Raw genomic sequence first — 13,272 nt, forward strand, 5'->3', positions numbered from 1 at the left:
TTCAGCGCTGCAATAGGTTCTCGCGCAGCGCCGATAGTGTCGTGAGATCAGCGGCGCTCTTACCGGCCTTGTCTCGAAGAGATGGATCGGCACCGCGCTCGAGCAACAACTTGGCGATGTCGGCGTGGTTGCCTTCGGCCGCGGTCATCAACGCCGTACGCCCGCGGTCGTCCCGGTCATCGATGTGGGCGCCGGTATCGACAAGATAGGAGACGACTTCCAGCGCCTGTGCCTCGGCGACGCTCTGGTCCGGGCCCGACGCCCACATCAAAAGCGTGAGGTCGTTGGCGTAACGTTCATTGAGATCGATATTTTTAGCCAACAACTGCCGGACAATATCGAGACTGCCGCTCGCGGCGGCATAGACAATCGGTGGCTTGCCGGTATCGTCCACCGCACGGGCGTCGGCTCCGTGCGCCAACAGCATCTTGACGACCTGGTTCCGGCCAGCGAAGGCGGCGGCCGCCACCGGCGAAGTGCCGCTTCGTCCCCTGAGATCGGTGTCGGCGCCTTGGTCAATGAGGCGCTGCACCACAGCGAGCTGGCCGCGTTCGGCGGCAACATAAAGCGCGGTCGCACCTGCAAGATCGCGCGCGTTGATCGGCGCACCTCGTTGCAGCAGCAGATCGACCATCTCGAGATGGCCGGGACGCGCCGCGCGGCTGAGCGGCCGGGCGCCCAACCGGTCTCGTGCATCCACCGACGCGCCCCGGTCCAGCAATGTCATTGCCAGATTGACGCAGTTGCGGTCGGCCGCAGCAAATAGCGTCGAGGAGATTTGGATGGCGGTCAATTGGGGCCTGTTGGTCTCATAATTGCGCGCCACGTCCCGGCAGCGCGCTGGATCCTCAGCGAAGACTGAGTCACTGGCACCGAACAACAACATCGCAACCAAAGCAATCTGAAGCAATGTTCTCGCTCCGCCCAGCGAACCAATTGTGGGGGCCAGAACATTACCTTCATCTGCCGCTCGCGCCTCTTTTCTGCAAGTCATGGCAGTCGCGCCCGTAGAAGTTTACAAACCAGTATCTGTGCGGGCGAATGTCTGCAACGGGTCATGTGTGGACGACGCCCACGGGTCAAGGGATTTTTTGGTTCTCAGCTTGCGGTCGGGTGCAAGTCATGTGTCCGGCCTCACATGATGATTCCTCTGTCAACTGTCGACTATTTCAGTCGCAGCATCGAAATCACCGCTAGCCAGGAGGAAAGGACATGACCACACGTCGTCATTTTCTGAAGGCAGGCGCATCAGCCGCCGCCACCAGCATCGTCTTTTGCGACTGCGATCTCCTGCACGGCGCGCACGCCCAGCAGCCGGTGCGGCAGACGTTACCTGTCATGGTCGGTGGCAAACGGGTCAAAACGATCGACGTGCACGCCCATTGCCAGATCTCGCGTCCAATGTCTCTTGAAGGTCAAAAACGGAAGTCTTGATCCAATAAGCGCATGTCCGGCAGCCTAAAATCGGACATCAAGCGTTTATGAGTACGCTCCCTGGCCGCGCACCAGCGACATCACCCAGCGCCGGCCGAACAGAAGCAGGATCGCCGCCGCATAGACAACCGCGCCCACCACGATCAGCAGTAAAAACGCAGCCTCGTCATGCAACGTATTCAAGCCCGACACATAGGAGGCAAAAAAGCGAGCCGCCAGCCACAGGGCTGCGCCCAGGACAATGCCGGCCGTAACAAACTTCGTGACCGAACGCACCAGCGCAGCGTCCAATTGCAGATAGCCGGCGCGCACCGCAAAGGCGATCACCAGCGATAGATTGATCCAGGCACCGACGGCGGTTGCAAAAGCAAGCCCGACCTGGGCCAGTGAGCCGACCAGCGCTATCTTCAACGCGACATTGACGGCAACCCCAATCAACGCTGCCTTCACCGGCGTTGCGGTATCCCGCCGCGCGTAGAAGGTTGCGACCGCGCTCCGTATCAGAACGAACGGAATGAGGCCGACCGCGTAAGCGGCAAGCGTCGCGCCGGCGGCGGCCGCATCACCTTTGGTGAAAGCGCCGCGGGCAAACATCGCGCGCATGATAACGTCAGGCACCACCAGGAACGCCGTTACGAACGGCACCGACAACAGCAAGGTGAAATCGAAGGCGCGACGCTGCGCCAGATTCGCGCCCTGGTGATCCTCCGACGTCAGCCGCCGCGACATTTCCGGCAACAACACCGTGCCGATCGCGATTCCAATCACGCCGATCGGCAACTGGTTGAGGCGGTCGGCGTAATAAAGCGCGGAGAGCGCACCGGCGGGGAGAAAGGTCGCAATGATGGTGTCGGCAAACAGCGCGACCTGCGTGCCCATCGAGCCGATGGTGGCAGGCCCAAGCGCACGGAAAAACGCTCGAACATCCTCATCGAGCTTGAGCGGCGCGAAACGAGGAAGACCGCCATGGCTGGCGAGGTCGCCCGCGAGCAGGAAATATTGCAAAAAGCCCGATATTAACACGCCCCAGGCTGCCGCGTGGCCGGGCGTCGGGAACCACACCGCGACCGCCAGCGTCGCCATCATCGAGATGTTGAGCAGGATGGAGGCCGCCGCCGCGCTCGCAAAGCGCTGCATCACATTGAGAATGCCGCCGTAGAGCGTCACGAGTGTAATCAGAAGCAGATAGGGGAAAGTGATCCGCGTCAGTTCAATCGCCAACTGCCGCTGCTCGGCATCGTCGGTGAACCCGGGCGCGAGCACGCTCATCGCCTGCGGCATGAACAGCCAAGCCAGGATCAGCAGCACGAGTTGCGAGACAAATAGAAGAGTAAAGATGCGGTTGGCGAACAGGCTTGCGGACTTCTCGCCGCCCTGGCCGCTGACATGGGCATAGGCCGGCACGAAGGCCGCATTGAAGGCGCCTTCGGCAAAGATCGCGCGGAAATGATTGGGCAGCCGCAGCGCCACGAAAAAGGCATCCGCCGCGGGTCCGGCGCCGAGGATCGCCGCCAGCATGATGTCGCGCGCAAATCCGCTCACGCGCGAAAGAAGCGTATAGCCGCCGACGGTGAAGATACGACCGAGCATGCGCCGCTTCTACAACATGCGAGCCGCGCCTCAAAACGGCCGAATGATGTCATGGCCGGGCTTGTCCCGGCCATCCACGCCTTTCGGTGGTGGTCAGGCGTTAAAGAAGTCCCGGACCGCCTGGATCACGCGATCCTGGCTCGCTTCATCCAGATAGGCATGCATCGGCAGGCTGATGACGTCGGCGGACAGGCGCTCGCTCACCGGAAGCCCGCCATCAGCGACGGGGTAAGCCTTGTAGGCGGTCTGCTGATGCATCGATTTCGGATAGTAGATTGCGGTCGGAACGCCCTGCGCTTTCAGCGCCGCGGCAAACGCATCGCGATCGGTACCTTTGGGCAGGCGGATCGTATACTGCGCCCAGACCGAGGTGTGGCCGCTGGCGAGGCGCGGCACGGTGACGACATTGCCGAGGCCCTGCGCGTAGCGCTCGGCGAGCTTGTTGCGGACGGCGATTTCGTCGTCGAAGATCTTCAATTTCTCGATCAGCACCGCCGCCTGGATCGTATCGAGCCGGCCGGTGAGGCCGAGGCGGACATTGTCGTATTTGTCGGAGCCCTGGCCGTGAACGCGCACACTACGAAGCACCTCGGCAAATTTTTCGTCGTCGGTAAAGATCGCGCCGCCGTCGCCGTAGCAGCCGAGTGGCTTGGCCGGGAAGAAACTGGTCGCGGTGATGACGCCCATGCCGCCGAGACGGCGGCCTTTGTAGCTGGCGCCAAACGCTTGCGCTGCGTCATCCAGCACGAACATCCCTTCGGCGACGGCGATGGCAAAGACCTCGTCGTGGTCGGCGCTCTGGCCGAACAGATCGACCGGAATCACCCCGCGCGGCTTCCGGCCCAACCGCTTGGCGGTGGCAATGCCGCGCTTGAGCGAAGCCGCATCGATATTGAAGGTCGCCTCGTCGACGTCGACAAATACCGGCGTCGCGCCGGCAAGCGCAACGGCCTCGCCGGTCGCGCAGAACGTAAAGGACGGACATAGCACCGCATCGCCGCGGCCGACGCCCTTGGCCATCAGCACCATGACCAGCGCATCGGTGCCGCTGGCGCAGGTCACGACATGCTTGGCGCCGCTGTAGGCGGCAAGGGCGGCCTCAAGTGCGGTGACTTCCGGGCCATTGATGAACTGGCAGTGCGCCAGCACGCGCGAGACCGCCTCGTCCACTGCAGGGCCGAGCCGGCGGCGCTGGGCGGCGACGTCGATGAAGGGAATGTTGTCAGTGCGCAGCTGGTTCATGGAGGCTTCAAGGGTTGGAGCCTTGCGAAGGTTAGGCAGAGGAGATCGAGGAATTAGCCGACGACGCGACGTGGGCCCTTGCGCGGCGGAGAACTCGCCGCGGGCCGGGGCGGATTTTCCAGGCAGCGGATCGCGATTTCGAGGCTGGCGACGCCTTCATCGCCGGTCACTGCCGGCACCTCGCCGCGCACCGCGCGCAGGAAGGCGATCAATTCGGCGCGCAGCGGCTCATCATGGCCAACCGGCAGGTGGCGCATCGAATAGCTGCCGTCCGGCTTGAAGCCGAAACATTCGGTCACTTGGCGCGTGAGCAGGTCGCCCATCACATATTTGCCACGCGTCGCCACCGTCACGTTGCGCGCCTTGAACGGCGTCAGCCAGTTGGTGTTGATATGGGCGAGCACGCCGGAGGCGGTTCGAAACTGCAACAGCGCGATATCCTCGCGCTCGGCAACCGCGCTGGAGAGCTGCGGCTGCACTTCGACAATGTCGGATTCGGTGAACCAGCGGATCAGGTCGATGTCGTGAACGGCGAGATCGATCACCACACCGACATTCGACATCCGCGGCGGAAACGGTCCGACGCGGGTGATGCCGATCGACAAAATATCTTCACCGGAAATCGCCTGCTTGATGGCGGCGACCGCCGGATTGAACCGCTCGACATGCCCGACCATCAAGGTGACGCCGGCGCGGCCTGCCGCGGCCACGATCTCCCGCCCCTCCTCGACCGAGGATGCAATCGGCTTCTCGACCAGAACATGGATGTTGCGGGCAATGCAGGCGAGCGCGATCTCGTGATGAAGATGCGTGGGGGCCGCGATCGTCACGGCATCGACGCCTTCGGCGAGCAAGTCGTCGAGATTTGCAAAAGCGCGGCAGCCGACGAGTTCCGTGGCGCGTGCGCGATGTTCGGGCAAGGGATCGACGATGCCGACAAGCATTGCGTCCGGCAAACCCGCCAGCACGCGGGCATGATTGGAGCCCATGATGCCGGCGCCGATCACGCCGACGCGAAGCGCCGTTGGCGCATCAGTCTTCGTTTGCGCATCAGCCCTATGATGAGACGCGACCACTTTTGAAACCATGTAACAGGACCCCAGATACGGCGAATTCGATTCAAACCGCAGAACACACGTTCACACTACCGGCAGCGACATTGCCAAAAAATAGCGTCCCCGAACTATGCTTGCGCCGAAGCTCTCTAGCACGTCGCCACAGATGTGGCGAATGGCTGAAAGTCGGCAGTAAACACGTTTTGATTCAAACAATTACATGTTGATAAGAAGCGATTCGCTAGTGCGGTCCGTAATCGCACGGGCGAAAGCTCACGAACGCCGGTAATCGTCCTCGATCCGGATGATATCGTCCTCGCCGAGATAGCTGCCGGTCTGAACCTCGATCAATTCTAGCGATATCTTGCCGGGATTCTCCAGCCGGTGCACCGAGCCGATCGGCAGGTAGATCGATTCGTTTTCATGCACCGTCTTGACGGTTTCATTCAGCGTGACGAGCGCTGCACCCCGCACCACGATCCAATGTTCCGCGCGGTGATGATGTTTCTGCAATGAAAGCCGGCCGCCCGGTTTCACGACGATGCGCTTGACCTGATGGCGTTCGCCCATGTCGACCGACTGATAGGAGCCCCAGGGGCGATGCACCTTGAGATGCTCTTCCGTCACCTGCGGGGCGATCGTCTTCAATTTCGTCACCAGGCGCTTCAATCCGTTGGCGTCTTTCTGGCGAGAGACGAGCACGGCGTCCTGCGTGGCGACCACGACCAGATCGTCGACGCCTTCAAGCGCGACCAGCGCCCTGTCGGTCGTCACGTTGCAGTTGCGGGAATCCTCGAACACGGCGATGCCCTGCGCGGCATTGCCGTCGCTGTCCTTCGCCGACAATTCCCAGACCGCGTGCCACGATCCGACATCGGACCAGCCGCAGGCGACCGGCACGACGGCGGCGTGCCTGGTCTTTTCCATCACGGCATAGTCGATCGAGATCGCTTTCGCCGATCCGAACGCGGCCTCGTCAAGCGTGATAAAGCCGAGGTCGCGGCCGGCCTTGGCCACGGCATCGGAGACCGCCTGCACGCTCGCCGCATCGACGCTGCGATATTCATCGAGCAGGACCGAGGCGCGGAACATGAAGTTGCCGCTGTTCCAGAGATAGCCGGCCTTGACATATTCGGCGGCTTTGGCCGCGTCCGGTTTCTCGACGAATTGCTTGACGCTGCGAACCTTGCCGGAGACCACATCGCCCGGATTGATATAGCCGTATTCGGTAGCGGCGCGTTCAGGGGCGACACCGAAGGTCACGATGCGCCCCTGATCGGCGGCGACCAGTCCCTCGCGGCAGGCGGCAACGAACGCGGCATTGTCTTGAACGACGTGATCGGCGGCGAGCGCCAGCACCACGGCATCGCTGGCGCGTGTTTCCGCAAACGCAGCACCAGCCGCGATCGCGGGGCCGGAGTCACGCCGCATCGGCTCAAGCAGAATATCCGCCTCGATGCCGATCTCGGCCAATTGCTCCGACACCATGAAGCGGTAGGCGTTATTGGTAATCACGACCGGGCGATCGAACAGCGCTGGGTCCGATACCCGCAGAATGGTTTCCTGAAATGTCGAACGTGTCCCGAACAAAGGCAGGAATTGCTTGGGGCGAACCTCGCGGGAGGCCGGCCAGAGCCGTGTGCCGGCGCCGCCGCACATGATCAGGGGAATAATCTTTTTGCCCATCGGCGCCTCAGCCTCATTTTTGTCAGCGGCCAGAGTTGGACGCCAGACCACCCTAAAACTCAGCCGTTAACTTGCCTTGTTAACGATCGCCGCCACAGGCGACCGCGTGGCCCACGAGGACCCCGCGCCCGATCAGGCCTCTTTAGCCGCCCCGTTGCCGGGGCCGCAATAGGCTGATGGCGCGTATTCCGACACTGGCTAACCCGGTAACCCTATGCTCGTAAAGCGAAAGTCAAATCCAGGGTTAGCGCCGGATGCCCCATTAAGCGCCTATTGCCAGATCGGCGGCAAAAACATACCAAAGCGCGGAAGTTTGGTGCGCGACCAGCGTGGCGCAGTGCTTGATTTCCCTTTTGCCTTCCCTTGGCGAACGCGAGTGAAATGCGCCGAATTCTGTCTTCTGCAATCAAGATACTGGTCTCGGCCGCGCTGCTTTATCTCGCGCTCCGCAAGGTCAATTTCGCCGATCTCATCGCACGCCTCGACCTGACCAGCGCGGCCTGGCTCGCGCTGGCGGTAGCCATCACGTTTCTGCAGATTTTCATCGGCGTATTGAGATGGCGCATCGTCAGCGCCGAATGCGGCGCGCCGCTGCCGCTGCGGCAGGCCATGCGTTACAACGTGATCGGCACCTTTTTCAACCAGACGCTGCCTTCCTCGATCGGCGGCGATGCGGTGCGGCTCTGGCTCGTCGCGCGCAACGGCGCCGGTTGGCGCGCGGCGACCTACTCCATTTTCGTCGACCGCGCCGTCGGGCTGATTGCGCTCGCGGTCATCATCGTCGCCAGCCTGCCCTGGAGCGCCCATCTGATTTCGGATGCCTACGGCCGCTCGGCGCTGATCTTGATCGATTTCGCCGCATTGGCCGGTGGCGCGGGCTTTCTCGTATTCGGCATGTTGCCATGGCAGTTTCTGAAACGGTGGTGGGCCACGCATCACATCCATGCCTGCGCCGTGATCGCGAACCGGGTGATTTTCAGCTGGAAAAATGAGCCTGCCATCGCGATACTCTCGTTGCTGGTGCACTTTCTCGCCGTGGTGATCGCCTGGTGCGTCGTGCAGTCGATCGCCGCCCCCGTGGGATTCGATCAGACGTTTCTTCTGATTCCGCCGGTCATGCTGATTACCATGCTGCCGATCTCGATTGCGGGCTGGGGCGTGCGCGAAGCCACGATGGGGCTCGCTTTCGGTTATGCCGGGCTCGTGACGAATGAGGGCGTCAACATTTCGCTGCTCTATGGCGCGGTGTCCTTTGTCGTCGGCGCCTTCGGCGGGCTGGTGTGGATCCTCTCCGCCGAAAAAGCGGCCAAGGACACGGAGCAGATCGAGGCGCCAGAATGAGCGATGAGCCACTTTCGACGGCCGTTGCGGAATGGTGGCTTATACTGTCCGTGACATTGGCCGCCGCTGTCATCTCGGCCATCGTGATCCGGCTGATCCGGCCCCAGCTCCTGAAGCACGCGCTGGCAAAGCCGAATGCGCGCTCCTCTCACCAGATCCCAACACCGCAGGGCGCAGGCATTGCCGTGATCGCGGCGACGCTGGGAATCGCGGGTCTCGCCTTTGCTCTCGTGCCCGAAGCCGGTTCGAATTTCCCGGTCGTGCTTTTCGCCGCCGCGCTGTTCATCGCGGCGCTCGGCTTTGCCGACGATATCAAGCCGGTTCCGGTGCTGCCGCGGCTGTTATTGCAGGCCATTGCCGTCGGCGCGATCGTGCTGACAAGTGGCAGCGATCTTCGCATCGCACCAGCCGTCCCGTTCTGGATCGAACGCGGCCTTCTCGTGCTCGCTGGTCTTTGGTTCGTCAATCTCGTCAATTTCATGGACGGTCTCGACTGGATGACGGTGGCCGAGGTGGTTCCGATCACAGCGGCACTTGCGCTGCTCGGCCTGTTCGGCGAACTACCGCTGACGGCGGCGATCGCCGCCGCGGCGCTTTGCGGCGCGATGATCGGCTTCTCGCCGTTCAACCGGCCGGTCGCCTCGATCTTTCTCGGCGATGTCGGCAGTCTTCCGATCGGCCTTGTGCTCGGCTGGTGCCTGTTGCAACTGGCCTGGCATCAGCATCTGGCAGCCGCGTTGCTGTTGCCGCTGTATTATCTGGCGGACGCCTCGGTCACGCTGCTGCGCAGGTTGATGCGCCGCGAGCCGTTCTGGATCGCGCATCGCTCGCATTTCTACCAGCGCGCCACCGATAACGGCTTCACCGTGATGCAAGTGGTGAGCGAGGTGGTGACGCTCAATCTGGCACTGGCCGCACTCGCCGCGTTCTCGATCAAGGCTCCGACGTCCGCGGCAACGGCCTTGCTCGTTGCGCTCGGCGCCGCTGCGGTTGGGTCCACGATGTTTCGTTTCTCGCGGCCGCGCTAAGCTACAACCGTTTAGGCCGCGGTCGTCGCCGGCACTCATCAACGCCTCGTCATGCCCGGCCTTGCGCCGGGCAGCCACCTCTTTGTACGAAATGAGAAAAGAAGACGTGGATGGCCGGGACGAGCCCGGCCATGACGAAAAGTAGTGCTGTCTGCTCCTCGGTCGGGCTTCTCAGGCCGCGTTCGATCCGAATTCGGGCACGGCGTCCTTCAGGATCGCCTTGATCGTTGCGGGGTCGTCGTTCTCGATCGCCTGCCGGAGCCCAGCCATCCAGCCCTTCAGCGCCTGCATCGGCGGCTCATTGGGCTTGGCCGCCATGACGCCGGCAAGACCGATGTCGACCGGCGGCTCTTCGCTCGCAAACAGGATTTCGTGCAGCCGTTCTCCCGGCCGCATTCCGGTGAAAACGATCTCGATGTCGATGCCGGGCTGCAAGCCGGAGAGACGGATCATCCGCTCGGCGAGATCGACGATCTTGACCGGCTGGCCCATGTTGAGCACGTAGACCGACACCGACCGCGGGACGCCAAGCGCATGGGTCGCTGCGGTGATCACAAGGTCGCAGGCTTCGCGAATGGTCATAAAGTAACGCACCATCTCGGGATGGGTCACCGTCACCGGCCCGCCCGCCTCGATTTGTGCCTTAAACTTCGGCACGACGGAGCCATTGGAAGCCAGCACGTTGCCGAACCGCACCGAGATCAGCCGCATCCGCTTGCGCGCAGTCTGGACACCGAGATCGTGGTCGAGCGCCTGGCAATACATTTCCGCGAAGCGTTTGGTCAGGCCGAGCATCGACACCGGCTCGATCGCCTTGTCGGTCGAAATCATCACCATCGCTTCGGCGCCGGCGGCTAGCGCTGCGTCCGCGACGTTGACGGAACCGAAGATGTTGGTCTTGACCCCCTCGCTCCAGTCGCGCTCGAGGATCGGCACATGCTTGAGCGCCGCCGCATGGAACACCAAGTCCGGCTTGAACTCCGTCATCAGTTGCAGGATGCGGTCGCGGTCGCGGATGTCGGCGATGCGACCGTCCACATCAGCCTCGACCTGCTGCGCCGCCAGCGCCTCGGTGATGGCATACAGCGAGGGCTCGGAATTCTCGATGATCAGGAGCCGCGCGGCGCCGAACGCGACGATCCGCTCGCAAATTTCCGAGCCGATCGAACCGCCGCCGCCGGTGACGATCACCGACTTGCCCTTCACCAGCGCTTCCAGCCGCGCATAGTCGATGGTCGAACTCGGCCGCAGCAACAAATCCTCGACCGCGACCGGCGCCAGGCGTGGCGCGTCGCCGCTCTCGAGCGACGGCAGACGGCTCACGATCAGCCGCAGACGCTTGGCGCGCATCAGGAACGTTTCCGGATGGGCTTCCGGATCGAAAGCCGAGGGCAGCATCACGGCGCGCGCAATCGGCTTGTTGCGCCGCGCGAAATCCGCCGCGACATCCTCGACGTCGTCGATATTGCCAAGTACGGGAACATTGCGGATCAACTGACCGCGGTCAGCGATCGAGGGCGAGAGAATGCCGACCGGCCAGATCCGCTTTACCGCGCCGCTTTCGATGCCGCGCAGGAGAATCTCGGCGTCCGCAGTCCGGCCGACCAGAAGCGCGGGCGACGCGTCTTCCGCGCGGGCATGATGGCGGACCCGCGTATAGCGGAAATAACGATAGGCAAACCGCAGCGCGCTTAAGGAGGTGATTTCCAGAAACCAAAAGAGGATGATGGTCACCTTGCCGAAAAAGAAGGTGCCATGCACGTTGGGCGCGACCAGGATGTAGTCGAGCACCAACAATGCGACGGCCAGCACGGTGGCGGCGCGCAGAATGTTGAGCGCATCCGGCAGCGAGATGAAGCGCCACTTGGTGGTGGTGAGATTGAAGAGGTAACAAACGACGAAGCTGAACACGAGGAAGTACGGCAGAATCCGCAGCATCAGCGGCAGGCGTTCCGAAAACTGCTCGGCTCCTTCGAAACGCAGATAGAAGGCGGCAAAAAACGCAGCCGCAGATGCCGCCACGTCATGCAGGGCGATCAGGTAGTTTCGCAACGTCAGATTCGTCAAACGCGTCATTCAACAACCGATAGCTGACGAAATTCTTGATCGCTTTGCAGCAAGCCCTTTTGCTGCTGATAACCCATCTCGGAAGCGCTGGAAAGCGCAAGACGACCCATCAGGAACCGGCCGCCGCGGGCGCCTTGGCTGTTCCACGCATCTTGAGAACGAGACCCCCGGCCACGCCGACGCCGATCACATACATCCAGCCTTCGTGAAAATCGAAAATGTGGGAGTTGAACAGCGAAGTGAAGATATTCTGCACCACGACCAGAAGCCCGATCCAGTTGGCGAGGCCCTCGCCGCGAAACAGCATCAGGTGCGAAATCCACATCGTGTAGAGCACGACGACGCCGATCGTTCCCCACTGCACCGCGACGTTCAAGGTCTGGTTGTGAGGGTTTCTGACGACCTCCGCGGCAAGGCCGGTCTGGCCGGTGGCGGCGTGTTCGAACAATCCCTCGATCGATCCCGTGCCGTGGCCCGCGACGGGCGCTTCAACAAAGAAACCCAGCGACTTGCGATAATATTCCAGCCGCTCGCCGATCGAAGTCGCCGCGCCCTCTTGCCTGTATTGCCGATATTCCTGTTCAAACTTGCCGACGGTCGATTCCAGTTGCGGTGAGGCAAACCATGTAAGGACGCCCGCGACCAGGCAGGCGGATACGACCAACAGCGTGGTCTGCCATCTCAGATGCAGCACGGCGAAGGCCAAAAGCATGATCGGGATCGTGACCAGCGCGGTACGCGAGACGATGACGAAAGCCATATTGGCGAGAAAACCGAGCGCGAGCAGGCCGAGCCCAAGCGCCAGTGCGAACTTCTTTTCACGCAGCAGCATCGCGATCGGATAGGCCAGCGCCACCGCGCACAGCGCGAACTCCTGGCTCTGATCGATATAGTTTTTGACGAAAATGCCGCGCGAGGCGACATCCCTGGCCTTGAGCGTCAACTCGGGAAAAAAGGCGACAATCCAGGACATCACCACCATCACGGCACAAGACGCCAGAAAGGCCTTGAAGACCCACAGGCCGCGCTCCGATCGCTCGAAATGATAGAACAACAGCGGCAGCAGCAGCAGTTTGGCGGTTGGAGCGACCGCGTAGAGCCGCAGGCCCCAGCGGGCGTCCGACCACAGCGTGCCGACAAGCGCGAGCGCAAATAGCGCGATCGGCGCGACAGCGATCGGACGTTTGAGCTGCGCCATGAAGGCGCGAGCGTCGATCGTGGGCCCCATCACCAGCACCAGGACGACGCCGAGAATTCCAACCAGCGACGTCGACCATGGCAGCGCGAACGCCAGCAGCACGGCGACGATATCGGCTGACGTCATCCAGGCGGTCTTGTCCCGCCATCGTCTCCACAACAACGCGCCGACCGGCTCCGCGGCCACGGTCACGCCTTGCCTCCGCGTGCGCGATCGACCAGCGAGGTCGTGCTGAATCCGGCCAGCACTTCGACCAGCACCACTTGGCCGCCATGCGCCTCGACAATGTCGTGGCCCACCACCTGCTCGCGGGTATAGTCGCCGCCTTTGACCAGCACGCTAGGCTTGATCTCTGCGATCAGCTTCAGCGGCGTGTCTTCCTCGAAGATCACCACAAGATCGACCGCCTCCAGCGCCGCCAGCACCTCGGCGCGCGCGCGCTCGCTCTGCACCGGCCGCGTCTCGCCCTTCAGCCGCTTGACGGACGCATCGCTGTTGAGACCGACGATCAGGCGATCGCAGGCGCCACGCGCCGCCGTCAACACCTTGACGTGGCCCGGATGCAGGATGTCGAAGCAGCCATTGGTGAAACCGATCCTCAGATCCTGTTTGCGCCAGTCAATGAGACGCG

The 13,272-nt window shown here is 62.4% G+C and carries 11 protein-coding genes; 3 read left to right on the forward strand and 8 right to left on the reverse strand.

Annotation, left to right across the window (positions count from 1 at the left end; translation table 11 throughout):
- Nucleotide 1: 1 nt before the first annotated feature.
- Entirely contained in the window at nucleotides 2–910 is a 909-nt protein-coding gene (locus ABSE61_RS21765; protein ID WP_423873199.1) for an ankyrin repeat domain-containing protein, read from the reverse strand.
- A gap of 302 nt (nucleotides 911–1,212) precedes the next feature.
- Between ABSE61_RS21765 and ABSE61_RS21770 the strand changes: the two genes are divergently transcribed.
- Nucleotides 1,213–1,434: a hypothetical protein gene (locus ABSE61_RS21770; protein ID WP_423873200.1), complete on the forward strand. Its 222-nt coding sequence runs from the start codon at nucleotides 1,213–1,215 to the stop codon at nucleotides 1,432–1,434.
- Nucleotides 1,435–1,479: 45 nt separating this feature from the next.
- Here the strand turns inward: ABSE61_RS21770 and murJ are convergent, their stop codons facing one another.
- The 4 genes from murJ to ABSE61_RS21790 all read right to left on the reverse strand — a co-directional run bounded on the left by murJ (nucleotide 1,480) and on the right by ABSE61_RS21790 (nucleotide 7,007).
- Nucleotides 1,480–3,024, reverse strand: coding sequence for a murein biosynthesis integral membrane protein MurJ (gene murJ, locus ABSE61_RS21775; RefSeq protein WP_423873201.1), 1,545 nt, complete (start codon nucleotides 3,022–3,024; stop codon nucleotides 1,480–1,482).
- A 93-nt stretch (nucleotides 3,025–3,117) separates the two neighbouring features.
- Complete coding sequence (locus ABSE61_RS21780) at nucleotides 3,118–4,266, reverse strand: DegT/DnrJ/EryC1/StrS family aminotransferase (RefSeq protein ID WP_423873202.1); 1,149 nt, start codon at nucleotides 4,264–4,266, stop codon at nucleotides 3,118–3,120.
- Nucleotides 4,267–4,319: 53 nt separating this feature from the next.
- The gene (locus ABSE61_RS21785; protein WP_423873203.1) at nucleotides 4,320–5,354 is read right to left on the reverse strand and encodes a Gfo/Idh/MocA family oxidoreductase; all 1,035 of its coding nucleotides are present in this window, start codon (nucleotides 5,352–5,354) and stop codon (nucleotides 4,320–4,322) included.
- Nucleotides 5,355–5,594: 240 nt separating this feature from the next.
- Nucleotides 5,595–7,007: a mannose-1-phosphate guanylyltransferase/mannose-6-phosphate isomerase gene (locus ABSE61_RS21790; protein WP_423873204.1), complete on the reverse strand. Its 1,413-nt coding sequence runs from the start codon at nucleotides 7,005–7,007 to the stop codon at nucleotides 5,595–5,597.
- A gap of 381 nt (nucleotides 7,008–7,388) precedes the next feature.
- Here ABSE61_RS21790 and ABSE61_RS21795 point away from each other — a divergent pair, with 381 nt between their 5' ends.
- The gene (locus tag ABSE61_RS21795) at nucleotides 7,389–8,348 is read left to right on the forward strand and encodes a lysylphosphatidylglycerol synthase transmembrane domain-containing protein (protein ID WP_423873205.1); all 960 of its coding nucleotides are present in this window, start codon (nucleotides 7,389–7,391) and stop codon (nucleotides 8,346–8,348) included.
- The gene (locus ABSE61_RS21800) at nucleotides 8,345–9,376 is read left to right on the forward strand and encodes an MraY family glycosyltransferase (protein ID WP_423873206.1); all 1,032 of its coding nucleotides are present in this window, start codon (nucleotides 8,345–8,347) and stop codon (nucleotides 9,374–9,376) included. The genes ABSE61_RS21795 and ABSE61_RS21800 overlap by 4 nt, the downstream gene beginning before the upstream one ends.
- Nucleotides 9,377–9,547: 171 nt before the next feature.
- Here the strand turns inward: ABSE61_RS21800 and ABSE61_RS21805 are convergent, their stop codons facing one another.
- From ABSE61_RS21805 to rfaE2, 3 genes are all read right to left on the reverse strand, one after another.
- Nucleotides 9,548–11,452: an SDR family NAD(P)-dependent oxidoreductase gene (locus ABSE61_RS21805; RefSeq protein ID WP_423873207.1), complete on the reverse strand. Its 1,905-nt coding sequence runs from the start codon at nucleotides 11,450–11,452 to the stop codon at nucleotides 9,548–9,550.
- A gap of 100 nt (nucleotides 11,453–11,552) precedes the next feature.
- Complete coding sequence (locus ABSE61_RS21810) at nucleotides 11,553–12,767, reverse strand: O-antigen ligase family protein (protein ID WP_423873212.1); 1,215 nt, start codon at nucleotides 12,765–12,767, stop codon at nucleotides 11,553–11,555.
- Nucleotides 12,768–12,829: 62 nt separating this feature from the next.
- On the reverse strand, nucleotides 12,830–13,272 hold a 443-nt coding region (gene rfaE2 / locus ABSE61_RS21815; protein WP_423873208.1), incomplete at its 5' end, for a D-glycero-beta-D-manno-heptose 1-phosphate adenylyltransferase.

The sequence above is a fragment of the Bradyrhizobium sp. genome (assembly GCF_049519115.1).
Classification (GTDB): Bacteria; Pseudomonadota; Alphaproteobacteria; order Rhizobiales; family Xanthobacteraceae; genus Bradyrhizobium.

Excerpts from the sequence above, each read along its gene's own strand:
- ABSE61_RS21790 (WP_423873204.1), bottom strand. The coding sequence starts at position 7,007 with ATGGGCAAAAAGATTATTCCCCTGATCATGTGCGGCGGCGCCGGCACA.
- ABSE61_RS21770 (WP_423873200.1), top strand. The coding sequence starts at position 1,213 with ATGACCACACGTCGTCATTTTCTGAAGGCAGGCGCATCAGCCGCCGCC.
- ABSE61_RS21795 (WP_423873205.1), top strand. The coding sequence starts at position 7,389 with ATGCGCCGAATTCTGTCTTCTGCAATCAAGATACTGGTCTCGGCCGCG.
- murJ (WP_423873201.1), bottom strand. The coding sequence starts at position 3,024 with ATGCTCGGTCGTATCTTCACCGTCGGCGGCTATACGCTTCTTTCGCGC.
- ABSE61_RS21810 (WP_423873212.1), bottom strand. The coding sequence starts at position 12,767 with ATGACGTCAGCCGATATCGTCGCCGTGCTGCTGGCGTTCGCGCTGCCA.
- ABSE61_RS21800 (WP_423873206.1), top strand. The coding sequence starts at position 8,345 with ATGAGCGATGAGCCACTTTCGACGGCCGTTGCGGAATGGTGGCTTATA.
- ABSE61_RS21805 (WP_423873207.1), bottom strand. The coding sequence starts at position 11,452 with ATGACGCGTTTGACGAATCTGACGTTGCGAAACTACCTGATCGCCCTG.
- ABSE61_RS21785 (WP_423873203.1), bottom strand. The coding sequence starts at position 5,354 with ATGGTTTCAAAAGTGGTCGCGTCTCATCATAGGGCTGATGCGCAAACG.
- ABSE61_RS21780 (WP_423873202.1), bottom strand. The coding sequence starts at position 4,266 with ATGAACCAGCTGCGCACTGACAACATTCCCTTCATCGACGTCGCCGCC.